The following is a 22,942-nucleotide window of genomic DNA, read 5'->3' on the forward strand; positions in this document are numbered from 1 at the left end:
CCACGGTCGTCGGTCGGCGCTGGGCGCGGGTGGATAACCCCCGGATCAGTGGAGAGTCGGTATCAGGAAGGCCCTGGGGAGGAGCCTCGAGCCGCTCTCGCGAGCTCTCCGATCAGCCGCTCCAGCGCACCGGACACCTCGGCGATCACCTCAGGGCTTCCCTCCAGCCGGTACTGCACTCCTGCCGGGATCCACACGAGCGCCGAGAGCAGTCCCTCCGCCGTCTCGGCGTCGACCGGCCACCGTGTGAGGCGCTCGTCCACCGCGACCGCACCCGCCGACCACCGCCCGAGCAGCGCCGTCATCTCTTCGAGCGGCAGCGACAGCACGACGTCCAGACGGAGCCGCCCCTCGCCCGGCGTCTCGACCGCCGCCTCCGGGCCGACCCTCGCCTCGAACCGCACCCGCGTGCCGACGACGCCGCTCATCCGGTCGAGCCGGAACGTCCGCCAGTCCTCCCGCCGCAGGTCCCAGCAGACGAGCACCCACGTCTGCCGAGTCGAGACCACCGCGTGCGGATCCACCAGACGATCCGATTCGCCCCCATCGGCGGCGGTGTAGTGGAAGCGGATCCGCTCCTGATCGCGGCAGGCGAGCGCCAGCCGGCCCAGCAGCTCCTGCGGCACCGCCGTCGCCCGAGGCCGCCGCCACCGCTGCAGCCGGCTCACGGCGTTCACCCGCTCCCGCAGGGCCGCCGGGAGCACCTGCTCGAACTTCGCCAGCGCACTCAGCGTGGTCCGCTCGCCGTCCTCGAGGCCCTCGTCGGCGGCGAGACGCAGCCCGACCGCCTCCGTCACCGCCTCGTCGTCGGTGAGGAGGAGGGGCGGCACCCGCGCACCGGCCTCGAGCCGGTACCCGCCGGACGCCCCGCGCGCCGCCACGACCTCGTACCCCAGCTCGCGGAGGCGCTCGACATCGCGCCGGAGCGTCCGCTCCGTCACCCCCAGACGAGCGGCGAGCACAGGTCCCGTCCACTGCTGGTGGGTCTGCAGCAGGTCGAGCAGCGCGAGCACGCGCGAGGTCGTCCGGGACATGCGCCGATTCTGCTCGCCGATCAGGACAGGAAGCGACCTGATGGGGTCGTACCGTCGCTCTCGAGAACATCGGGAGGGCCACACCCCGCTCCGGCACGACACCGAGGAGAACACCATGGACATGAGACTCGAACTGATCCCCGTACCGGTCACCGACGTCGACCGCGCGAAGGACTTCTACGTGAAGACCATCGGCTTCGTCGCCGACCACGATCAGGTGGTGCACGAGGGGCTGCGCTTCGTGCAGCTGACCCCTCCCGGGTCGGCGTGCTCGATCGTGATCGGCATCGGCATCACCGAGATGGTGCCCGGTTCGCAGAAGGGGCTGCAGATGGTCGTCGCGAACGCCGCGGAGGCGCACGCCGAGCTCCGAGCGCGCGGCGCGGAGGTGTCCGAGATCGACTCGCAGCCCTGGGGCGAGTTCGTCTACTTCGCCGACCCCGACGGCAACACCTGGGCGCTGCAGCAGATCGTCCACCCGAGCTGACGAGCGCTCCATCCGACTCGAGACGTCTCTGAGACGATCGCCCTCGCTTCGACACTGTCAGAGTGAGGGCGAGAGGAGGTGGAGTCGTGACGACAGAGCGATCGGTAGGCGCAGAGCATGTGACAGGTGTCCACGAGACCGACGCGGAGCTGGTGCGCCGTGCCGCCGCGGGCAGCGAGCTCGCCTTCCGCAGCCTCTACCGCGCCTACATCCGGCCGGTCTACTGGCTCGCGCACGGCATCCTCCGCGATGCGGGCGAGGCTGAGGACGTCGCACAGGAGACGTTCGTCGTCGCCTGGAGCAAGCTGGGCGGGCTCGAGCTCGTCAGCGACTCGCTGCTGCCGTGGCTCGTCACGATCTGCCGCTTCGAGGCCGCCAACCGCCTTCGGTCCCGCCGCCGCGATCGCGAGAGGACGGTCGAGGCCGACGACGACCTCGCCTCGCCCCACGACCTCGAGCAGCAGATGGTGACAGCGGCGCTCACCGAGGCGATCCTGCGCGAGACAGAGGGTCTCGCCGATCTCGATCGCACGATCTTCCGCCTCTGCGCCACCGAGGGTCGCGCGTACGACGAGGCGGCCGCGACCCTCGGCGTCTCGCACGCCACCGTCCGCAACCGCCTGTCCCGGGTGCGCCGCCGTCTGCGCCTCGTGGTCGACGACTTCCGAGGAGCCGAGCAGCCATGACCGATCCCCTCACCCTCGCGCCCCTCGACGACGGGCGGGTCTCCGCCCTCGAGGCACGCGTCTTCCGCTCGATCGCGACGTCGCGCGCGGCCCGGTCGGCCCGCCGTCGCCGTGCTGCGACCCTCGGAGGCGTCGCCGCCGGTCTCCTCGTCCTCGCCGTGGTCATCGGCCCCACCCTCGGCTCGGCGAGCATCGGTTCGTCGTCGAGCGCCGGATCCTCGGCCGCCGACGAGGCGCCCGCCTTCGCCGGCAGCGGCAACGAGTCGAACCCCCAGGCAGCGCCCGAGGCTGCCGCAGGAGACTCCTCGACTCGCGGGATCGTCTCGACCGCGTCGGCCACCCTCGAGGTCCCCTCGGTCCCCGACGCACTCGAGGCGCTCACCGCCTCCGCCGCCACCCTGGGCGGCTACGTCGAGAGCTCGACCACCTCGGCCCTGCAGGCGACGACCGACACGATGGCCGTCGACCCGTCCTTCCCCGCGCCCGTCCCCGACGGGTCCGGAGTCATCACCCTCCGCGTGCCCGCCGATCGTCTGGCCGAGGCCCGCGACTCCCTGGAGTCCCTCGGCACCGTGACCGCGAGCTCGATCAGCCGCACCGACGTCACGACGCAGGCCATCGATCTCCGTGCGCAGGTCGACTCGGCGCAGGCCTCCGTCGACCGGCTGACCGAGCTCATCGCCCAGGCCGGCAGCCTGACCGATCTCCTCGCCGCCGAGTCCGCGCTCGCCGACCGCCAGGCCTCGCTCGAGTCCTCCCAGCAGCAGCTCACGGTCCTCGAGAGCCAGGTGTCCCTCGCCTCTCTGACGGTCACCGCGGTCCCGGAGTCCTCCCCCACCTCCGCCGAACCGGCCGGCTTCCTCGACGGCCTCCTCGCCGGCTGGAACGGCCTGATCGCCGCCGCGAACGGCGCCCTGATCGGCATCGGGTTCCTGCTCCCCTGGCTCGTCGTCATCGGAGTCGTCGCCCTGATCGTCGTCGCCGTCCGTCGACGCCGCGGTCCGCCCGCACCGGGCGGGAGCGCGGGCTCCGAGTCATCCGGCGCCTGACCGAGACGGCACGAGTCAGGCGCGCAGCACCTTCTCCATCGATCGGCTGGTCCTGAGCTCGTCGACCAGCTTGTCGAGCCGGCGGATCTTCTGCATCAGCGGATCCTCCACCTCCTCGACGCGGATCCCGCAGATCACTCCCGTGACCAGCTCCGATCTCGGGTTCATCGTCGCCGACGCGAAGAAGTCCTCGAAGGTCGTCCCGTCCTCGAGGTGCTTCCGCAGCTCGGCGTCGGAGTACCCGGTCAGCCACTCGATGACCGCATCCACATCGGCCCGGGTCCGACCCCGCCGCTCGGCCTTCGCCACGTAGTGCGGATACACCGAGGCCACGCTGGTCGTGAAGATCCTGTGCATGCGTCGAAGGGTAGACCCGCGCGACCACCGAGGCGAGGGGAGAAGAAGAGGAGGGCGGCAGCTATCCGCGGGCCCGCGCGGCATACACCGCGGGGGTCGTCCCCAGCCGTGCCCTGAACGCGGCGATGAAGCTGCTCACCGAGTCGTAGCCGACCGCGGGCGCGACCGTCTGCACCGCATCACCGCGCACGAGCATCCCCACTGCGGTGTGCATCCGCACCCGCACCCGCCATTCGCGGAACGTGCTGCCGGTCTCGGCCGAGAACGCCCGCGCGATCGTCTTGCTGCTCACCCCGATCTCGGCGGCCCAGTCGGCGAGCTCACGGGGATCGGCCGGATACTCGAGCAGGGCGGCCGCCACCGATCGTGCCCGGGGATCACGCGGCAGCGCCACAGCGGCATCCTGGTCCGGCGCCTCACCGAGCAGCTCGCCGAGCAGCAGCCAGCAGCGCCGGCGCCGCACCGGAGAGGGGTCGGCGTCGGCGAGATGGAGCATCAGCGAGCCGGCCAGGTCCTCGAGACGGAGCGTCCGCGCACGCTCCCAGCGCTCTCCGGCCGGCCGGAGAGACGGGGCCGCGTAGACACTGATCAGATCCCCCGGCTCGACGAAGGTCATCTCGTGCGGCACCCCGGCGGGGATCCACGCCAGGTGCTCGCGGCGGAGGTGCCACCGGTCGCCGACGACGCCGAGCTCCATCGACCCCGTGGCCATCCATGCGAGCTGATCCTCCTGGTGCACATGCGGGTCGAACCCGGTCCCGCGCACGACTCTCGAGCGGGATGCGGTGAGAACGGCGGATGTCCCCTCGGCGACATCGAATCCGGCCGCAGCGGCGCGAACGGACTGCGGATGCTCTCGGACGGACACGGTCGTGTCCTCCCTTCCGGATCGATGTCCGCTCGCGGCGATGGCGAGCGTGGTAAGGCAAGGCTAACCTGACGACCGCCTCCCCCGTCCGACCGATCCCGGAAGAGTCATGACCCCTGCACCCCGCCTCCTCGCCGCCTCGGCCGCGCTCGCCCTGAGCGTGGCCGCCCTCTCCGGCTGCTCGGCCGCCGCCACGGCGAGCGCCGAGAACCCCGACTACACCACCGAGCCCAGCGACTCCTTCCCGGTGACGCTCGAGCACCAGTACGGCGAGACGGTGATCCCGGCCGAGCCGCAGCGCGTCGTGGTCGTCGGTCTCACCGAGCAGGACATCCTGCTCGAGCTCGGCGTGACTCCCATCGCCACCACCGAGTGGTACGGCGAGCAGCCGTACGCCGTCTGGCCGTGGGCGACCGATCTGCTCGGCGACGCCGAGCCGACCGTCCTCGACCAGACCGACGGACCCGAGTACGAGAAGATCGCCTCCCTCGAGCCCGACCTGATCGTCGGCACCAACGCCGGAATGACCGAGGAGATGTACGACAAGCTCACCGAGATCGCCCCCACAGTCACGAGCGTCGAGGGCTCGGGCCTCTACTTCTCGAGCTGGCAGGACCAGACCCGCCAGGTCGCGACCGCGGTCGGCCGCTCCGCCGAGGGGGAGGCGCTCATCGCGGGCGTCGAGGACGCCTACGCCGAAGCCGCTGCCGCTCACCCCGAGTTCGCCGGGCTCACCGCGACGTTCTCGCAGGGCGGCCCGTGGGACGGGAACCTCTGGGTCTACCCCGACGGTCTCAACACCGACTTCCTGACGGACCTCGGCTTCACCATCACCCCGGGACTCGAGGAGTACGTGCCCGAGGAGGGTGGTCAGGCTCAGATCTCGCCCGAGAACGTGGGCCTCATCGATGCCGACGTCGTCGTCTTCGCGACGGAGTCGGCCGAGAGCGTCGACGAGCTGCTCGGGTTCGGCACCACGTCGAGCCTCGGAGCCGTCACCGGCGGACACGCCGTCTTCACCGACCCCGAGCTCGCGGGCGCCATCTACTTCCTCACGCCGCTCAGCCAGAAGTACGTCCTCGACCAGCTCACGCCGCGCCTGGTCGATGCCGTCGCGGGTGAGGCGCCGCAGAGCATCGAGGGCTGACGCCTCCGTGACCCGTCTCCTCGAGGCCGGAGCGGCGGTGCCGACCGTCGGTCGACGCCGCCGTCCCGGCCTCGCCCTCTCACTCGCCGCGCTCCTCGCCGCCGTGGTGCTGAGCGTCGCCGTCGGCTCGAACCACCTCGGCCCGGCAGAGCTCTGGCACGCGCTCACCGCCTACGACGGCTCGACCGCCGATCAGGTGGTCGTCGACCTCCGCCTCCCGCGGACCGTCGCGGGTCTCGTCGTCGGCGTCGCCCTCGGAGTGGCGGGCGCCGTCATCCAGGCGCTGACCCGCAACCCGCTCGGCGATCCGGGAATCCTCGGTGTCGACGCCGGCGCCGCGCTGTTCGTCGCCATCGGCGTCGCACTCGGAGCGAGCTCTCCCGTGCAGTACCTGCCCTTCGCCTTCCTCGGCGCCCTCGTCGTCACCGGAGTCGTCTCGGTCATCGGATCGGTCGGCCGCGGCGGACCGGACCCCGTCCGCCTCACCCTCGCGGGGGTCGCGGTCGCCGCCGTCCTGACGGGCATCACCACGGCGATGATGCTGCTCGACCCCGTCACCTTCACGAAGCTCCGGGGGTGGAACGCCGGCTCCTTCGTCGAGCGCGGCGTCGACGTCGTCCTCCCGGCGCTCCCCTTCGTCGTCGCGGGCGTCGCGGTCGCCCTGGCCTCCGCCGGATCACTGACAGCCCTGGGACTGGGCGACGACCTCGCCGCCTCCCTGGGCACGCGCCTCGGGCGCACCCGGCTGCTGTCGGTGCTGGCGATCACCCTCCTCGCGGGATCCGCGACCGCGATCGCCGGTCCCATCGGCTTCGTCGGGCTCGCGATCCCGCACATCGCCCGCTGGATCGTCGGTCCCGACCAGCGCTGGATCCTCACCCTCTCGATCGTGCTCGCCCCGACCCTGCTCCTGCTCTCCGACGTCCTCGGCCGGGTCCTGCTGTGGCCGGGCGAGATCCCCGCGGGAGTCGTCACCGCGTTCGTCGGCGCTCCCGTCCTCATCCATCTGGTGCGCCGTGCGAAGGCGAGCACGCTGTGACAGGCGTCGTCGTCCTGAGGAGCGGACCGCTGTCGCTGCGGTTCCGCAGGCGCACCCTCCTCGTCGGTGCAGCCCTCGCCGGCGCGGTCCTCGCGCTCGCCGTCGTCGCCCTGGGCCTCGGCGAGCTGCGGCTCGCGGCACCCGACGTGGTGGCGGCCCTGCTCGGGCAGCGCACCGGCATCGCCCGCACGGTCGTCCTCGAGTGGCGGCTCCCGCGCGTTCTCGGCGCGGTCCTCTTCGGCGCCGCGCTCGGCGTCTCGGGCGCGGTCTTCCAGTCGCTCACCCGCAATCCGCTCGCGAGCCCCGACATCATCGGCCTGACCTCCGGCTCCTACGCCGGCGGCCTGGTCGTGATCATCCTGATCGGAGCGGGCGCGGGGTCGCTGCCCGTCGCCGCCGGCAGCGTCGTCGGCGGCCTGATCGCCGCGGCTCTGGTCTACCTCCTCGCCCGTCGGCGCGGAGTCCAGGGCTTCCGGTTGATCGTCGTGGGCATCGGCGTCTCGGCGATGCTCGAGGCGCTCAGCACCTACCTCGTCCTCCGAGCGAAGCTGGAAATCGCGATGACCGCGTCCGTCTGGGGTTCCGGCTCGCTCAACCCCGTGGGCTGGGGCCAGCTGCTCCCCGCGGCCGTCGTGATCGCCGCAGCCCTGGTCGGACTCGGCCTGCTGGCCCGGTCGATGCGGCAGCTCGAGCTCGGAGACGACGCCGCGCGGGCCCTGGGCAGCCCGGTCGAGCGCACCCGCCTGCTGCTCGTCGTCGGAGCCGTCGCGCTGACGGCCGCGGTGACCGCCGCCTCCGGCCCGATCGCGTTCGTCGCACTCGCCGCCCCGCAGATCGCCCGACGACTCACCCGCACCGCAGGGGTGGCGCTGGTCCCGTCGGCGCTCGTCGGAGCCCTCGTGCTGCTCGGAGCCGACGTCGTCGCCCAGCACGTCCTCCCGGGGTCCCTCCCGGTCGGCGTCGTCACGGTCGTCGTCGGCGGCCTCTACCTCGTCGGACTCCTCCTCCACGAAGCTCGGAGACGCTCATGACCGCCCGCCTCGCCGCCGTCGACCTCACCATCGGCTACGACCGCCGCGTGATCTCGCGGGACCTCTCGCTCGAGATCCCCGACGGCTCCTTCACGGTGATCGTCGGCCCCAACGCCTGCGGCAAGTCGACGCTCCTGCGAGCACTCTCCCGGCTCCTCGCCCCGACCGCCGGCCAGGTCCTGCTCGACGGCCGCTCGATCGCCTCCTCGAAGCCGAAGGAGGTGGCGCGGGTGCTCGGCCTCCTGCCCCAGACCTCGCTCGCTCCCGACGGCATCACCGTCGCCGACCTGGTGGCGCGCGGGAGGCATCCGCACCAGGGGTTCCTGCGGCAGTGGTCGGTCGCCGACGAGGAGGCGGTCGGCGCGGCGATGGCCGCGACGGGCGTCACCGAGCTGGCCGGCCGTCTCGTCGACGAGCTCTCGGGCGGTCAGCGGCAGCGTGTCTGGGTCGCGATGGTGCTCGCGCAGCAGACCCCGCTGATGCTGCTCGACGAGCCGACGACCTTCCTCGACATCGCCCACCAGATCGAGCTCATGGAGCTGTTCACCGATCTGCACGAGCAGGGCACGACGCTCGTCGCCGTGCTCCACGATCTCAATCAGGCCGCCCGCTACGGCACGCACCTCGTCGCCGTGAAGGACGGCGCCGTCGTCGCCCAGGGCGCCCCGCGCGAGATCGTGACCGCCGAGCTCGTCGAGCACGTCTTCGGGCTGCGCTGCGTCGTCATCCCCGACCCGGTGACGGGGGCGCCGCTCGTGGCGCCGATCGGCCGTGAGCGGCAGGGCACCCGCCGATGACGCGCGGCCCCCTCCTGCAGGCGCCGCCCGAGCCGATCGAGGCGCGCCCCCTCCGCATCGACCACGCCACGACTCCCCTGCGGCTGACCCTGCGTGTCCTCGCCGGCGCGCGCCGCTTCACGGTGCCGGCGACCGCGCTCTCGGTCAGCCACCAGATCGGGGAGGCGCTGGTCCCGGTGCTGATGGGGCTGGCGATCGAGCGCGCCGTCGCGACCGGCGATCCCGTGCAGCTGGTGCTCTGGCTCGCCCTGCTGGCCGCCGACTTCGCTCTGCTCTCGTTCTCGTGGCGCTTCGGCTCCCGCCTCGCCGAGCTCGGGATGCTCGTCGTCCAGCACCGCCTCCGCGGGCTCGTCGCCGAGCACCTCCTCATGCGTCCCGCCCGTGGAGGCCGCGCCTCCGACCAGCCCGGCGTCGCCCTCTCGCTCGCCACCTCCGATGTGAACCGGCTCTCCAGCGCCGTCGAGATCGGTGTGCACCCCGTGGGCCAGCTGGCCGCGGTGGTCTTCGGAGGGGCGCTGCTGCTCGGTCTCTCCTGGCCGCTCGGTCTCGCCGTGCTCGTCGGCGCCCCCGTGCTGCTCGGGGCGACCGAGCTCGCCGGGCGGGGTCTCCGACGCAGCAGCGGCGACGAGCAGGAGGCGGCGGCCGCGGCGGCCGGCCGGGCGGCCGATCTGATGGCCGGCTATCGCGTCCTCCGCGGGATCGGCGCCGAGCAGGAGGCGTCGCGCCGCTACCGCACCGCCAGCCGCGCGGCCCTGCTCAGCACCGTCCGGGCGAGGCGCGCCGAGGGCGTCTTCGGCGGAGTGATGGATCTGGCCACCGGCCTCTTCCTCACCGCCGTCGCCGTCGCCGCCGCTCTCCTCGCCCTCTCCGGAGAGCTCGGCCTCGGCGAGTTCGTCGCGGTGGTCGGGCTCACCCAGTTCCTGATCGACCCGCTGCAGAACGCGGCGCGGGACGCGGGATCGTGGTGGGCGACCGCGACCGCGTCCGCCGCGCGCCTCCTCGATCTGCTGCGCGAGACCGGAGCCGCCGACGAGCCCCTCGCGCGGACGCTCGTCGACGACGTGCGCCCCGGAGAGCTCGTCGTCGTCGCGGTCGACGGCTCGAGCGCCGACCGCGTCCTCGCCGGGCTTCGATCGACGCACCCCGGCGCCCTCGTCGCACCGCACGCCGCCCACCTCTTCTCGGGCAGCGTGCGCGCCAACGTCCTGCTTCCCGGAGTCGATCCCGCGAGCGCCCACCGCGCCCTGGAGGCCTCGGGCTGCGCCGAGCTCGCCGCGATCCTTGCAGGCGGTCTCGACGGCGACGTCGGCGAGGGCGGCTCCGCGCTCTCCGGCGGTCAGCGCCAGCGCGTCGCTCTCGCCCGAGCGCTCGCGCAGGACGCGCCGCTGCTCGTGCTGCACGACCCCACGACCGCGGTCGATGCGGTGACCGAGGCGGCGATCGCCTCCCGTCTGCGGGCCGTTCGAGGCGAGCACCGCACCGTGGTCGTCTCCCGCTCGCCCGCCTTCACCGCGGTCGCCGATCGGGTCGTCGGGGAGGACGGCATCCAGGTCGGCGTCGGAGTCGAGGGCGCCGATACCGACGAGCGCAGATCCGAGAGCACCCTCTAGGCCCGACGATGACGACCGATCGCCTCCCGACGGCCCCCGGCCGCGTCGTCCTGGGCGCGTCGTGGGATGCTCTCGGGCGAGGACGCCTCCTCCTCCTGCCCCTCGTCGTGCTGCTCGTCGCGGCCGCCGCCGCCGGGATCGCGCCTCCGCTCGCCCTGGGGGCCGTCGTCGACGCCGTCACCGCCGCGGAGCGTGATCCGGGGATCGTTCCGCTGCTCGGTCTCGTGATGGCCGCGACCGTGATCGCCGGCGCGCTGCTCTCGGCCGTCGGCGTCGTCGCGGCGTCGCGGCTGTTCGAGCGGATGCTCGCCGAGTTGCGTGAGCGGATGGTGGACGCCGCGTTCCGACTCCCCCAGTACCGGGTGGAGCGGGCGGGCACCGGCGACCTCGTCACTCGAGCCGGCGACGACGTCGCCGAGGTGTCCGACGCGATCCCCAGCGTCGTCCCCGCGGTGACGGGCGCGCTCTTCACCATCGCCGTGACTCTGGTGGGCATGGCGGTCATCGATCTGCGCTACGCCGCCGCGATGCTCGTGATCGTCCCCGTGCACGTGCTCGCCGTGCGCTGGTACCTGCGCTCCGCCCCGTCCGTCTACGCCGCAGAGCGCTCGGCGATGTCCGACCGCGCCCAACGGCTCCTCGACTCGCTGCGCGGCCTGGAGTCGGTGCGCGCGTACGGTCTCGGCCGCGCCCACCTGCAGCGCATCGCCGCCGCGTCGTGGTCGGTGGTGCGGGTGACCATGCGCGCTCGCGCGATCCAGAACGGCTTCTTCGCCCGGCTCAATCTGGCCGAGTTCCTCGGGATGAGCGCGCTGCTGGTCGTGGGCTTCCTCCTCGTCCGCAGCGGCGCCGGCACCCTCGGCGGCACGACGGCAGCGATGCTGCTCTTCCTCCGCCTGTTCGGGCCGATCAACCAGCTGCTCTTCGTCGTCGACGAGCTGCAGTCCGCCCTCGCCTCCCTCGGCCGCATCGTCGGTGTGATCGCGGCGGAGGCGCCGCACCCGGTCACCTCCGCCGCCTCCGCAGAGCTGCGGCTCACCTCGCTGCACCACGCGCACCTCCCCGGCCACCCCGTGCTCATCGACGTCTCGGTGGTCGTGCCCGCCGGTGCGACCGTCGCCGTGGTCGGAGCCTCGGGCGCCGGCAAGAGCACCCTCGCCGCACTCGCCGCGGGCGTGCACACCGCCGATTCGGGTTCGGTGACCCGCCCGGAGCCGACGGTGCTCGTGACGCAGGAGGTCCACGTCTTCGACGCCACCCTGCGCGAGAACCTGACCCTCGCCTCCCCCGCGGCGCTCGACGCCGAGGTCGCGGAGGCGCTGCTCCGCGTCGGAGCCGGGCACCTGCTGAGCCGACCCGGTCTCGATGCGCTGCTGGGCGCCTCCGGCCTCGCGCTCACCCCCGCCGAAGCGCAGCAGCTCGCCCTCGCCCGCGTGCTGCTGGCCGATCCCGCGACCGTGATCCTCGACGAGGCCACCGCCGAGGCGGGCTCGGTCGACGCCGGCCGGCTCGAGCAGGCCGCGGCGGAGGTGCTGCGCGGTCGCACCGCGCTGGTCGTCGCACACCGCCTCAGCCAGGCGGCGACGGCCGACCGCGTGGTCCTGATGGAGGCGGGCCGCATCGCCGAGGAGGGCACCCACGCCGAGCTGCTCGCCGCCGGCGGCCGCTATGCGCGCCTGTGGGACGCGTGGAGCGCGAGCGCACGCCCCTGACGCGCCCGCGCCACTATCCTCCCGGAGTGCCTTCGCACCGCGAATCGCCGCACCCACCGCACCGGGAGAGAACCACCGTGAGCATCCTCCGCACCAAGTCCGTCGAGCAGTCGATCGCCGACACCGACGACCCCGAGTTCCGCCTCAAGAAGTCCTTGAGCGCGCTCGACCTCACCGTCTTCGGCGTCGGAGTCGTCATCGGCGCCGGCATCTTCACCCTCACCGGCCGTGCCGCGCACGACATCGCCGGCCCCGCGATCGTGCTGAGCTTCGTCGTCGCCGCCTTCGCCTGCGCGCTCGCGGCCATGTGCTACGCCGAGTTCGCCTCGACCGTGCCCGTCTCGGGCTCGGCCTACACGTTCTCGTACGCCTCGCTCGGTGAGCTCTTCGCGTGGATCATCGGCTGGGACCTCATCCTCGAGCTGTTCCTCGGCGCGAGCGTCGTCGCGCAGGGCTGGAGCGCCTACCTCGGCTCGTTCCTCGGTCAACTCGGCATCGTGCTCCCCGAGGCGCTCTCCTACGGCGGAGTGGTCGACGTCCCCGCGATCCTCCTCGTCCTCGTGCTCGGCGCCCTGATGACGTTCGGCATCAAGGAGTCGCTGCGCGTCAACCTGGTCCTCGTCGCGGTGAAGCTCTTCATCGTGCTCTTCGTCATCATCGCCGGTCTGCAGTTCGTGAACGCCGCCAACTACTCGCCGTTCATCCCGCCGGCGGAGGCGTCCCAGGCCGCGTCCGGTCTCACCCAGCCGCTCCTGCAGTTCCTCTCCGGTATCGAGCCGGCGACCTTCGGAGTCGGTGGCATCATCGCCGGCGCCTCGCTGGTCTTCTTCGCCTACATCGGCTTCGACGTCGTGGCGACGACCGCCGAGGAGACCCGCAATCCGCAGCGCGACATGCCCATCGGCATCATCGCCTCCCTCATCATCTGCACCGTGCTCTACTGCGCCGTCGCCCTCGTCGTGACCGGGATGGTCCCCTACCGCGAGCTCGACCCCTCCGCCGCGCTGGCGAACGCCTTCGCCTACCACGGCCAGACCTGGATGGCGACGGTCATCTCGGCGGGTGCCGTCGCAGGCCTCACCACGGTCGTGCTCACCCTGCTCATCGGAGCGACGCGCATCATCTTCGCGATGTCCCGCGATGGCCTGCTCCCCCCGCGCCTCGCGGCGGTGCACCCGCGCCTGCGCACACCGTGGGTCACCTCCGTCGTCGTCACCGTGATCGTGGCCCTGCTCGCCGGCTTCACCCCGATCGGCGTCCTCGAGGAGATGGTGAACATCGGCACCCTCTCGGCCTTCGTGCTGGTCTCGGTCGGCGTCATCGTCCTGCGCCGCAAGCGGCCCGAGCTCGAGCGCGGCTTCCGAGTACCGCTCAACCCCTGGCTGCCCGGCCTCTCGGCCCTGATCTGCACGTACCTGATGCTCAACCTCTCGATCGAGACCTGGCTGCGCTTCGTGGTCTGGCTCGCGATCGGATTCGCGATCTACTTCGCCTACTCCCGTTCGCACGCGAAGATCGGGCGCTGAGGGGAGCGCCGAGGCCGAAGCGGCGCGCTCAGCGGGACGGACGCAGGTCGCGGATCATCTCCTTGAGCTGAGCGATCTCGCCCCGGAGTGCCTCCACCTGCTCTTCCGTCGCCGCCACCGTCTCCTCCGTCTCGAGCGACACCCGCTCGACGATCCAGGACGCGAGCGTCGCCGTGACCACACCGATCAGCGCTATGCCTCCGACCATGAGCCCGACGGCGACCACGCGGCCGATCACGCTCACGGGCACGAAGTCGCCGTAGCCGACGGTCGTCACAGTGACGAACGCCCACCAGATCGCGTCGCCGAAGTCCCGGATCGGACCACCGCTTCCCCGCTCCGCGTCGAGGACCGCCAGCGCCGCTACCAGGATCGTCAGCGCCGTCGCGCCGACGGTGTAGACGACCACCTTCCCGCGGAGCATCGACCCGGCGTTGCGCTGGATCAGCGAGATGATCGTGAGGAACCTCATGAGTCGCAGCGGCCGGAGCATCGGCAGGGCGACGACGGCGAGGTCGAGCAGATGCCGCGAGAACCATCGCCCGCGCTGCTCGGCGAGCGCCAGACGCGCGAGATAGTCGAGGAGGAAGACCGCCCAGGTCCCCCACAGCAGGGCCTCGGCGACGGCCTCGACCGGTCCCTCCGCTCGCGCGAGGATCTGGGTCGCGTAGGCGGCGAGGAACACCGACGCGGCGATCATCAGCGGCCACTCGGCGGCGCGCTCCCAGCGCGCGAGGCGGTTCCCGTACATCCCCTCATCATCGCGGACGAGCCGATCGCCTTCGGCACCGCCTGCATCCCCTCCCCTTCGCAGGTCTGCGGCATCACACCGCGGCGCCTCGGCCCACCGAGCCGCTTCACCGGCGGACTGACGGGCCGCCTCCCGAGGCGGTCGATCAGGGGTCCAGCCGAGCGTCACGCACGAACGTGCGCTGCCGGGGAGTTTCGACCGCCCCTGGCCGGTAGGTGGAGCGGACCCAGGCGACGGCCTCGTCCGCCGGCACGCCGTCGAGCCGGGCCAGGAGGGCGAGGGCGGTTCCCGTTCGCCCTGTGCCTCCGCCGCAGGCGACTTCGACTCTTCCGCTCGAGGACCGTTCGTAGGCGTCCCGGAGCGCCGCGATCGCGTCGGACGGCGCTCGGGGCAGACGGAAGTCCGGCCACGCGATCCATCGCGACGGCCAGTTCTCGCTGTGCGCGCGCGACGTCAGATACAGCCCGAAGTCCGGTGCGTCCTGCTCGCCCACAGGACCGTCTCTCAACGCACGCCCGCGCACGAGCCGACCGCTCGGCAGCATCACGACGCCGCTGCGATGGGTCGGCCACGGCTCCATGCCCCTATCGTCCTACGAACGAAGCGGCATCGGACGCCGGCGGCGCCTGGCCGTTCTGCGCACGTTCCACCCGTCGCTGGAGGCTCTCGTGCCGCGGTACTCCTCGGAGGGGGCGACCCGGTCGACGTTCCACGAGCAAGCGCTCAGCGTTGTCGCGAGGGGCTCGGTCGCGCCTCCCGATCGCGGTCGGTCAGGGGGCGCGACACCCTCGCAGAAACGAAGAAGCCCCGATGAGAACGACGTCTCATCAGGGCTTTCTGTCGGGCTGACAGGATTTGAACCTGCGACCCCTTGACCCCCAGTCAAGTGCGCTACCAAGCTGCGCCACAGCCCGTGGCAGTCCGGACCGTGGCCCGGGCAACTCGACTACCTTAGCGGATCGCGGCCCCCGAAGTGAAAACGTGCCTCCGCTCGCGCACGTAGAATCGCGGAGCGCGTGGGCCCGTCCGGGCAGGCGGGGGCGGCGCGGACGACGGAGGCAACAGGAGTGGACGCGCGGCAGAAGCGATCGCAGGTGGCCCTGCACCGAGCCATCATCGATCTGGCCACCGACGCGGAGGTGTCGAGCCTCACGGTCTCGGACATCACCGACCGCGCCGGCGTCAACCGCTCCACGTTCTACGCCCATGCCTCGTCGGCCGCCGAACTGCTCTGCTCGGCCCTCGGCGCCGAACTCGACGCGATCCGCGACGACTATCTCGAGACTCTCCGCGGCGGAGCAGCGACCGATACGACCATCCGTGAGGGCACGTCGCGCATCCTCGGGCATCTCGAGTCGCACCGGACCCTCTACATTCGGGCCTTCGACTCCGCGGGCGGCGACTCCGGGCTGCGCGCGATGCTCGCGGTGCACTTCCGCTCCGCCGTCACCGCCACGCTCGAGACGGGCACCCTCGACATCCCCGCGAGTGACGCGCTCGGCACCTTCCTCGCCGACGGGACGGCGTCCTTCCTGGCCGCGGGCTCGACTGGGCTGATGGAGGCGTGGCTGCGCCTCCCCGCACCGCGCACCCCCGACATCTACCTCGCCGCCTACCGCAGCCTGCTGCCGTCCTGGTGGCCGTTCGCCACCGGCACCTGACGAGCTCACCGTCGGATCCGTCACAGACGGCTGCCTCCCCTCACGGACGGCGACCACTCGTGACGAGTCGATCGAGCGGCTGACCGGTCCGACGCACGCGCCTTCCGAATCGCCGGTGCTCGATCACCGTTGCCGGGCCCGGTCCGGCTCGCAGGAACACGTTCGGCTCACGGGATCCGAGGATTCCCGCGAGCCGAACGCAGAACGGCGAGCCGAAGAGCCCGAGACGATCAAGCGCCTCAGCGCACCCGCTTCTCGCGCACGCGCATGTTGACGTTCACCGGCGAGCCCTCGAACCCGTAGATCTCGCGGAGGCGTCGCTGGATGTAGCGGCGGTATCCCGGGTCGAGGAACCCGGTCGTGAAGAGCACGAAGGTCGGCGGACGCGAGGCGGCCTGCGTGCCGAACAGCACGCGCGGCTGCTTGCCGCCGCGCAGCGGGTGCGGGTGCGCCGCCGTGAGCTCGGCGAGGAACGCGTTGAACTTGCCGGTGGGGATGCGGGTGTCCCACGACTCGAGGGCGAGCTCGAGAGCGGGCACCAGCTTCTCGAGGTGGCGGCCGGTCTTGGCCGAGATGTTGACGCGCGGCGCCCACGCCACGTGATGGAGGTCCTTCTCGATCTCGCGCTCGAGGTAGCGGCGGCGCTCGTCGTCGAGCAGGTCCCACTTGTTGAAGGCGAGGACCAGCGCACGACCCGACTCGAGGACGAGGTCGATGATCCGGACGTCCTGCTCCGAGATCGGCTCGGAGACGTCGATCACGACGACCGCGACCTCCGCCTTCTCGAGCGCGGTCGAGGTGCGCAGCGACGCGTAGAAGTCGGCGCCCTGCTGCAGGTGCACGCGGCGGCGGATGCCGGCGGTGTCGACGAAGCGCCACACCTTGCCGGCGATCTCGACCTGCTCGTCCACCGGGTCGCGCGTGGTGCCGGCGAGCTCGTTGACGACGACCCGCTCCTCCCCCGCGGCCTTGTTCAGGAGGCTCGACTTGCCGACGTTCGGGCGGCCGAGGATCGCGACGCGGCGGGGTCCGCCGATCTCGCGCTTGGCGACGGCCGACTCGAGCGGCAGCTTCTCCAGCACGGTGTCGAGCAGATCCGCGACGCCGCGGCCGTGCACGGCCGAGACGGGGTAGGGCTCGCCGAGGCCCAGCGACCACAGCGAGGCGGCGTTCGGCTCCTGGCGCGCGTCGTCGACCTTGTTGGCCGCGAGGAACACGGGCTTCTTCGTCTTGCGCAGCAGCCGGACGACGTGCTCGTCGGTCGCGGTCGCGCCGACGTTCGCGTCGACGACGAAGATCACGGCGTCGGCGAGGTCGATCGCGATCTCGGCCTGCATCGCGACGGAGGCGTCGATGCCGCGGGCGTCGGGCTCCCAGCCGCCGGTGTCCACGATCGTGAACGAGCGGTCGAGCCACTCCGCCTTGTACGAGACGCGGTCGCGCGTGACGCCGGGGGTGTCCTCGACGACGGCCTCGCGGCGGCCGAGGATGCGGTTCACGAGCGCCGACTTGCCGACGTTGGGCCGGCCGACGATCGCCACGACCGGCAGTGCCGGCAGGTAGATCACCTCGTCGGACTCGCTGCCCGAGTAGTCGAGGAGCGTCAGGTCCTCGTCGTCGAGGTTGTAGTCCTCGAGTCCGCTGCGCAGCGCCTGCGCGCGGGAGGCGGCGAGCTGCTCGTCGAGGTCGCCGAGGCGCTCGACGAGGTCGTCGTCCGGGTAGTTCAGCTCGTCGTCACCGACGTGCGTGTCCTGTGCCATGATCGGCCCTTGCTCTCGAAGATCGGACCTCGGCGATGACCGCATCGACGGTCTGCTCGAAGTCGAGGTGAGTGGAGTCGAGAAGAGTGACTCCTTCTGCGGCGTTCATGAAGTCGACCACCTGGGAGTCGGCGCGGTCCCTCGACCGCAGTGCCAGACCCGTCGCCTCAGCGGATTCCGTGGTGACTTCGCGCGAACGCCTCGCCATCCTAGCCTCTTCGCTCGCGGTGAGGAGGATCCGCACGGGAGCGGTCGGCGCGACGACCGTGGTGATGTCGCGTCCCTCGACGATGATGCCCGCCTTGCGGGTCTCGCCGATGATGCGGCGGAAGAGCAGGGTGATCCTCCGGCGCACCTCGGGCACCTTCGCCACGGCCGACACCCGGGCCGTGACCCGGGGCTCGCGGATCGCGGCCGTGACCTCGGTCCGCCCGACCCAGACCGAGTAGGTCTCGGGGTCGGTGCCGATGGAGTAGTCGAAGCCGTCGAGTGCGTCGACGATCGCGCGCTCGTCGGCGAAGTCGAGGCCGGTGTCGAGTCCGTGCCACGCGAGCGCGCGATAGGCGGCGCCCGTGTCGAGGAACTCGAAGTCGAGCCGGCGTGCGGCCTCGCGCGAGACGCTCGACTTGCCGCTGCCCGCGGGGCCGTCGACCGCGACGACGGTCGCGGCGCCGAAGTCGGCGGCCTCGTCGACCTGTGCTCCCCGCGACCGCTCGACCGCGGAGCCGCCGTCCTCCGGGATGCTCTGCTGTGCGCGGCGGGCCGGAGTCATCCGGTTCAGTCCGCCGTCCTGCCTGTTCTGCTCGGTGCTCATACGCTCTCGGTGCTCATCTGCTCGGTGCTCGTTCGCTCAGTACTCATACGCTCGCCCGCTCCCGTCGCCGATCTCATCCGGCGATCCGCCAGCCGCGCGCGGTCAGGTCGTCGGTCAGCGGACCGACCGCCTCGGGCACCACCGAGATCTCGGCGAGACCCACGCGACGCCCCTCCGCGTGCTCGAGGCGCACGTCCTCGAGGTTGACTCCCGTTTCGCCGATCTCGACCAGGAGGCGAGCGAGCGTCCCCGGCAGGTCGTCGATCAGCACGATCAGGGTCGAGAAGCGCTGGGCCTGGCCGTGCTTGCCCGGGAGGCGGGCGACTCCGGCGTTGCCCGCGGCCAGGTGCTCGGCGAGGAGACGTCGCGCGCCGGGAGCGTCCAGCCCGCGCAGCGCGTCGGCCACGGCGGCCACGTCGTCGCGGAACGCGTCGAGCACCGAGACGACGTGGTCGCGGTTCGCTCCGAGGATCTGCACCCACAGCTCGGGGGCCGACGCGGCGAGGCGCGTCACATCGCGGACCCCCTGGCCCGCGAGCCGCAGGGCGTCGTCGGGCGCGTCGAGGAGGCGCTGGCCGAGCAGCGACGACACGATCTGGGGCACGTGCGAGACCAGCCCGACGGCGAGGTCGTGCTCCTCCGGATCCATCTCGACGATGGCCGCGCCGAGATCGAGTGCGAGCGCCTCGACGCGCGCGAGCGCCTCGGGAGTCGTCTCGCCGTCGCGGCAGAGCACCCAGGGCCGCCCCACGAACAGATCGCCGCGGGCCGCCACTGGGCCACCGCGCTCGCGACCCGCCATCGGGTGCGAGCCGATGTAGCGCACGAGGTCGACGCCGCGCGCCCGCAGTTCGCGCAGCGGCTGCATCTTCACGCTGGCGACATCGGTCACCACCGCCGAGGGGTGCGCCGCGAGCTCACGCTCGACGACGTTCGCGACCACGTCGGGCGGCACGCAGACCACGATCAGCACGGGGTCGTCGTCGTCGGAGGCGGCGCGCCCGGCGCCGTAGTCGATCGCGAGCGAGAGGCTGGCCGGCGAGGCGTCGTCGAGCACGACGTCGACTCCGCGAGACGCCAGGCCGAGCCCGATCGAGGCGCCCAGGAGTCCCGAGCCGACCACGCGCACCGTCCCCGTCGTCCGCATCGCGGGCGGGGCGGGGTGCAGCAGCTCGTTCACCCCGACAGCCTACCGATCAGGTCGTCGCTGCTTGTCGACGCCGGAGCGACGCGGAGGAGAGTCCCGCCGATCGCCGCCTGCGGAGGAGCTCCGAGGGCGCTGCCGGTCTTCGCGCGCGGGCCGGTCCTCGCGCGCGGGCCGGTCCTCGCGCGCGGGCCGGTCCTCGCGCGCGGGCCGGTCGGAGCGCGCAGGCCGGTCGGAGCGCGCTGGCCGAGCCGCTCGTTCCGGCTTCTCCTCGGCACTCACCGGCTTCTCACCGCCCTGCCGCGAGATCGTGAGCAGGGCCCCGAGCTCGGCCCGGGTGAGATCGCGCAGGTCGCCCGAGCGCAGAGTGCCGAGGTGCAGCGGCCCGAACTGGCGGCGCACCAGCTCCTGAACGGGGTGCCCGACCTCGGCCATCATGCGGCGGACGATCCGGTTGCGCCCCGAGTGCAGCGTGATCTCGACCAGCGAGGCGTTCGAACGCCCCTCCGGCCGGCCGAGCAGACGCGCCTTGTCGGCCACGACCGGACCGTCGTCGAGCTCGATGCCCGCGGTCAGCGCCGCGATCGTCTGCGGGAGGACCTGCCCGTGCACCTTCGCGATGTAGGTCTTGGTCACTCCGAAGGACGGGTGGGCGAGCACGTGCGCCAGCTCGCCGTCGTTGGTCAGCACCAGCAGCCCCGAGGTCTCGGCGTCGAGGCGGCCGACGTTGAAGAGCCGCTCCTCGAAGTTCTGGGTGTAGGTGCGCAGGTCGGGCCGGCCGTTCTCGTCCGCCAGCGAGCTGACGACGCCGATCGGCTTGTTCAGCATCACGTAGCGGCGCGAGGTGTCGAGCTGCACCGCGACTCCGTCGACCTCGATGAGGTCGGTCGCGGGATCGATGCGGCGACCGAGCTCGGCCGCCACCTCTCCGTTCACGCGGATCCTGCGCGCGACGATCATCTCCTCGACGACGCGTCGGGAGGCCACCCCCGCCGCGGCCAGGACCTTCTGCAGGCGCTCGCCCTCGCTGCTAGGAGTGCTGCTCATCGAATCCGTCCCGTCCGTCGCTCAGTAGTGGTGAGATCTTCGGCAGCTCATCGAGCGACGTGAGGCCGAGGTGCACGAGCAGCTGCTCGGTCGTGCCGTAGAGGATCGCGCCCGTCTCCGGGTCGTTGCCGACCTCGGCGATCAGACCGCGTCCGAGGAGGGTGCGCGCCACCGAGTCGACGTTGACCGCGCGGATCTGCGCCACCTGGCCGCGCGAGATCGGCTGCTTGTAGGCGATCACCGCGAGGGTCTCGAGCGCCGCCTGCGACAGCTTCGTCGGGTTCTGGGTCAGCACGAAGTCCGAGACGACGGTGTCGTACTCGCGGCGCACGTAGACGCGCCAGCCGCCACCGACCTCGCGCAGCTCGAACCCGCGACGGATGCCGCCGGTCTCGCCGTCGAAGTCGGAGACGAGCCGCTCGATCGACTGCCGCACGACCACGATGGGCCGCGAGAGCGCTGTCGCGAGCGCGACGAGCGACTGCGGTTCGTCGGCGACCATCAGGATCGCCTCGATCGCGCGGTCGATCTCGAACGCGACGGTCCCGACGGAGGCGTCAGCTGTCATAGTCGGCCCCCAGGTGCGCGAGGTTGGCATCCGACCACGACTCGGCGACCCACTGCAGCGTGAGCTCGCCGAGCGGCTCGGGCTGCTCGAACGCGAGGGCGGCGTGGCGGTAGAGCTCGAGCACCGCGATGAAGCGCGCGACGATCACGCCCTTCTCGCCGGCGTCGGCGATCAGTTCGCGGAACGTCGCGGTCGTGCGCTCGCGGAGCACGCGGACGAGGTACGCGGCCTGCTCGCGGATGCTGATGAGCGGGGCGTGCAGGTGCTCGAGTCCGACCGTCGGGATCTCCCGCGGCGCCAGCGCGAAGGCGGCGAGGGCCGAGAAGTCCTCCGCCGAGAGCGTCCAGACCAGCTCCGGCTTCTTCGCGCGGAACTCCTCCTCGAGCGGGACCTGGCGCACGTGCCGCGTGGTCTCGACCTCGATCCTCCCGGCGAACCAGGCCGACACCTGCTTGAACGCGCGGTACTGCAGGAGGCGCGCGAACAGCAGATCGCGCGCCTCGAGCAGTGCCGCGTCCTCGGCGTCGACGAGCTCGCCCTGCGGCAGCAGTCCGGCGATCTTGAGGTCGAGGAGGGTAGCGGCGACGACCAGGAACTCCGAGGCCCGGTCGAGTCCCGCCAGGGTGTCGATCCCGTGCAGGTACGAGAGGAACTCGTCCGTCACCGCGCTCAGCGCGATCTCGGTGATGTCGACCTGCTGCTTCGCGATCAGGCTGAGGAGCAGATCGAACGGCCCCTCGAAGTTGGCCAGCGCGACGCGGAAGCCGGACTCCGGCGCCTCCAGGACGACCTCAGGCGACCGCGCCACGCGAGATCAGCTCCCTGGCGAGCTGGCGGTACGCCTTGGCGGCGTTGTGCTCGGGCGCGAACTGCGTGATCGGCACCCCCGACACGCTCGCGTCGGGGAACTTCACGGTGCGGCCGATCACGGTCTCGAGGACGCTGTCGCCGAACGCGTGCACGACCCGGTCGAGGACTTCGCGCGAGTGCAGGGTCCGCGAGTCGTACATCGTCGGCAGGATGCCGTCGAGCTCGATCACCGGGTTGAGACGGTCGCGCACCTTGTCGATCGTCTCGACCAGCAGAGCCACCCCGCGCAGGGCGAAGAACTCGCACTCGAGCGGGATGAGCACCCCGTGGCTCGCCGTGAGCGCATTGACGGTGAGCAGCCCGAGCGAGGGCTGGCAGTCGATCAGGATCACGTCGTAGTCGGCACTCACCTTGCGCAGCACGCGGGCGAGGATCTGCTCGCGGGCGACCTCGTTGACGAGGTGCACTTCGGCCGCCGAGAGGTCGATGTTGGCCGGGATGATGTCGAGCCCGGCGACGTTCGTCGACTGGATCGCCTCGGCCGGGTCCTTCACGGTGCCGAGGAGGAGGTCGTAGACGGTGATCGCGTCGTAGGTCGCGACACCGAGGCCCGCCGAGAGCGCGCCCTGCGGGTCGAAGTCGATCACCAGTACGCGGCGGCCGTACTCGGCCAGCGTCGCGCCCAGGTTGATGGTGGTCGTCGTCTTGCCGACGCCGCCCTTCTGGTTGCACAGCGAGATGATGCGGGCAGGCCCGTGGCCGGTGAGCTCGACCGGCAGCGGGAAGTCGCGCAGGGGGCGGCCCGTGGGGCCGAGCGCCGGGGCTTCGAGGCCGGAGAGTTCGGCCTTCGCGTCCGTCTTGCGTGTCACCTGCGTCGCCTCGCTTCCGTGTCGGCATGCGCTCCCGCGCGGCCTCCACCGAGTGTACCGGCGCCCCCGCCACCCGCCGCCCCGCCCCGCCGTGCCCCGTCCAGGCACTGCACCCACCCTGCTGGTCGAGCAGCCGCGCAGCGACGTGAGAAGACCCACCACCGTCAGCAGCAGC

General features: G+C 72.0%; 22 protein-coding genes, 1 tRNA gene and 1 pseudogene. 11 read left to right on the forward strand and 13 right to left on the reverse strand.

Translation table 11 applies throughout. From position 1 onward, the window contains the following. Window positions 1–62: 62 nt before the first annotated feature. Window positions 63–1,034, reverse strand: coding sequence for a WYL domain-containing protein (locus tag ASG06_RS14115; protein WP_056043404.1), 972 nt, complete (start codon window positions 1,032–1,034; stop codon window positions 63–65). A gap of 115 nt (window positions 1,035–1,149) precedes the next feature. Here ASG06_RS14115 and ASG06_RS14120 point away from each other — a divergent pair, with 115 nt between their 5' ends. The 3 genes from ASG06_RS14120 to ASG06_RS14130 all read left to right on the forward strand — a co-directional run bounded on the left by ASG06_RS14120 (window position 1,150) and on the right by ASG06_RS14130 (window position 3,256). Next, window positions 1,150–1,521 (forward strand): VOC family protein, encoded by a 372-nt coding sequence (locus ASG06_RS14120; RefSeq protein ID WP_056043407.1) that lies wholly within the window; start codon window positions 1,150–1,152, stop codon window positions 1,519–1,521. Between the two features lie 119 nt (window positions 1,522–1,640). Beyond that, window positions 1,641–2,207: an RNA polymerase sigma factor gene (locus ASG06_RS14125; RefSeq protein ID WP_056043410.1), complete on the forward strand. Its 567-nt coding sequence runs from the start codon at window positions 1,641–1,643 to the stop codon at window positions 2,205–2,207. After that, window positions 2,204–3,256, forward strand: coding sequence for a DUF4349 domain-containing protein (locus tag ASG06_RS14130; protein ID WP_056043413.1), 1,053 nt, complete (start codon window positions 2,204–2,206; stop codon window positions 3,254–3,256). Before ASG06_RS14125 ends, ASG06_RS14130 begins: the two co-directional genes overlap by 4 nt. A 15-nt stretch (window positions 3,257–3,271) precedes the next feature. Here the strand turns inward: ASG06_RS14130 and ASG06_RS14135 are convergent, their stop codons facing one another. Both ASG06_RS14135 and ASG06_RS14140 read right to left on the reverse strand, forming a co-directional pair. Next, window positions 3,272–3,613, reverse strand: a complete 342-nt coding sequence (locus ASG06_RS14135; protein ID WP_056043416.1) for a DUF2200 domain-containing protein — start codon at window positions 3,611–3,613, stop codon at window positions 3,272–3,274. A 61-nt stretch (window positions 3,614–3,674) separates the two neighbouring features. Continuing rightward, window positions 3,675–4,481, reverse strand: coding sequence for a helix-turn-helix domain-containing protein (locus ASG06_RS14140; protein WP_056043419.1), 807 nt, complete (start codon window positions 4,479–4,481; stop codon window positions 3,675–3,677). Window positions 4,482–4,590: 109 nt separating this feature from the next. Here ASG06_RS14140 and ASG06_RS14145 point away from each other — a divergent pair, with 109 nt between their 5' ends. The 7 genes from ASG06_RS14145 to ASG06_RS14175 all read left to right on the forward strand — a co-directional run bounded on the left by ASG06_RS14145 (window position 4,591) and on the right by ASG06_RS14175 (window position 13,343). Then, window positions 4,591–5,628, forward strand: a complete 1,038-nt coding sequence (locus ASG06_RS14145; protein ID WP_056043432.1) for an ABC transporter substrate-binding protein — start codon at window positions 4,591–4,593, stop codon at window positions 5,626–5,628. A 7-nt stretch (window positions 5,629–5,635) separates the two neighbouring features. After that, on the forward strand, window positions 5,636–6,667 hold the full coding sequence (locus ASG06_RS14150) for a FecCD family ABC transporter permease (RefSeq protein WP_231727747.1): 1,032 nt from the start codon (window positions 5,636–5,638) through the stop codon (window positions 6,665–6,667). After that, a complete protein-coding gene (locus ASG06_RS14155) occupies window positions 6,664–7,698 on the forward strand; it encodes a FecCD family ABC transporter permease (RefSeq protein WP_056043435.1) in 1,035 nt (344 codons plus the stop codon). The genes ASG06_RS14150 and ASG06_RS14155 overlap by 4 nt, the downstream gene beginning before the upstream one ends. Continuing rightward, window positions 7,695–8,495, forward strand: coding sequence for an ABC transporter ATP-binding protein (locus ASG06_RS14160; protein WP_056043438.1), 801 nt, complete (start codon window positions 7,695–7,697; stop codon window positions 8,493–8,495). The genes ASG06_RS14155 and ASG06_RS14160 overlap by 4 nt, the downstream gene beginning before the upstream one ends. Then, window positions 8,492–10,105: an ABC transporter transmembrane domain-containing protein gene (locus tag ASG06_RS14165; protein WP_056043440.1), complete on the forward strand. Its 1,614-nt coding sequence runs from the start codon at window positions 8,492–8,494 to the stop codon at window positions 10,103–10,105. Before ASG06_RS14160 ends, ASG06_RS14165 begins: the two co-directional genes overlap by 4 nt. Before the next feature lie 8 nt (window positions 10,106–10,113). Beyond that, window positions 10,114–11,817, forward strand: coding sequence for an ABC transporter ATP-binding protein (locus ASG06_RS14170; RefSeq protein WP_056043443.1), 1,704 nt, complete (start codon window positions 10,114–10,116; stop codon window positions 11,815–11,817). A gap of 77 nt (window positions 11,818–11,894) precedes the next feature. Continuing rightward, window positions 11,895–13,343: an amino acid permease gene (locus ASG06_RS14175; RefSeq protein ID WP_056043446.1), complete on the forward strand. Its 1,449-nt coding sequence runs from the start codon at window positions 11,895–11,897 to the stop codon at window positions 13,341–13,343. Between the two features lie 28 nt (window positions 13,344–13,371). Here ASG06_RS14175 and ASG06_RS14180 read toward each other — a convergent pair whose 3' ends face one another. The 3 genes from ASG06_RS14180 to ASG06_RS14190 all read right to left on the reverse strand — a co-directional run bounded on the left by ASG06_RS14180 (window position 13,372) and on the right by ASG06_RS14190 (window position 15,008). Beyond that, window positions 13,372–14,094: a potassium channel family protein gene (locus tag ASG06_RS14180; RefSeq protein WP_056043449.1), complete on the reverse strand. Its 723-nt coding sequence runs from the start codon at window positions 14,092–14,094 to the stop codon at window positions 13,372–13,374. Window positions 14,095–14,239: 145 nt separating this feature from the next. After that, a complete protein-coding gene (locus tag ASG06_RS14185) occupies window positions 14,240–14,674 on the reverse strand; it encodes a protein-tyrosine phosphatase family protein (protein WP_056043451.1) in 435 nt (144 codons plus the stop codon). Between the two features lie 260 nt (window positions 14,675–14,934). After that, window positions 14,935–15,008: transfer RNA gene (locus tag ASG06_RS14190), tRNA-Pro, on the reverse strand. Window positions 15,009–15,188: 180 nt separating this feature from the next. Here ASG06_RS14190 and ASG06_RS14195 point away from each other — a divergent pair. Continuing rightward, window positions 15,189–15,755 carry a TetR/AcrR family transcriptional regulator gene (locus tag ASG06_RS14195; RefSeq protein WP_162239027.1) on the forward strand — a complete coding sequence of 189 codons (567 nt, stop codon included), beginning with the start codon at window positions 15,189–15,191 and terminating at the stop codon, window positions 15,753–15,755. Window positions 15,756–15,994: 239 nt separating this feature from the next. On the opposite strand, the gene der is transcribed toward ASG06_RS14195, so the two are convergent. From der to ASG06_RS14230, 7 genes and pseudogenes are all read right to left on the reverse strand, one after another. Next, window positions 15,995–17,515 carry a ribosome biogenesis GTPase Der gene (der, locus tag ASG06_RS14200; RefSeq protein ID WP_056043456.1) on the reverse strand — a complete coding sequence of 507 codons (1,521 nt, stop codon included), beginning with the start codon at window positions 17,513–17,515 and terminating at the stop codon, window positions 15,995–15,997. Next, window positions 17,490–18,329: a (d)CMP kinase gene (gene cmk, locus ASG06_RS14205; RefSeq protein WP_231727748.1), complete on the reverse strand. Its 840-nt coding sequence runs from the start codon at window positions 18,327–18,329 to the stop codon at window positions 17,490–17,492. Before cmk ends, der begins: the two co-directional genes overlap by 26 nt. Before the next feature lie 73 nt (window positions 18,330–18,402). Further along, on the reverse strand, window positions 18,403–19,476 hold the full coding sequence (locus ASG06_RS14210) for a prephenate dehydrogenase (RefSeq protein ID WP_056043585.1): 1,074 nt from the start codon (window positions 19,474–19,476) through the stop codon (window positions 18,403–18,405). Window positions 19,477–19,758: 282 nt separating this feature from the next. Beyond that, window positions 19,759–20,520: pseudogene (locus tag ASG06_RS14215) on the reverse strand (pseudouridine synthase); the annotation flags it as partial. Beyond that, complete coding sequence (scpB, locus tag ASG06_RS14220) at window positions 20,504–21,088, reverse strand: SMC-Scp complex subunit ScpB (protein ID WP_056043459.1); 585 nt, start codon at window positions 21,086–21,088, stop codon at window positions 20,504–20,506. The gene scpB and the pseudogene ASG06_RS14215, both read right to left, overlap by 17 nt. Beyond that, the gene (locus tag ASG06_RS14225; protein WP_056043462.1) at window positions 21,078–21,896 is read right to left on the reverse strand and encodes a segregation and condensation protein A; all 819 of its coding nucleotides are present in this window, start codon (window positions 21,894–21,896) and stop codon (window positions 21,078–21,080) included. Before ASG06_RS14225 ends, scpB begins: the two co-directional genes overlap by 11 nt. Beyond that, on the reverse strand, window positions 21,880–22,767 hold the full coding sequence (locus ASG06_RS14230; protein WP_056043465.1) for a ParA family protein: 888 nt from the start codon (window positions 22,765–22,767) through the stop codon (window positions 21,880–21,882). The genes ASG06_RS14225 and ASG06_RS14230 overlap by 17 nt, the downstream gene beginning before the upstream one ends. Between the last annotated feature and the right edge of the window lie 175 nt (window positions 22,768–22,942).

The organism is Rathayibacter sp. Leaf185, from assembly GCF_001423885.1.
Classification (GTDB): Bacteria; Actinomycetota; Actinomycetes; order Actinomycetales; family Microbacteriaceae; genus Rathayibacter.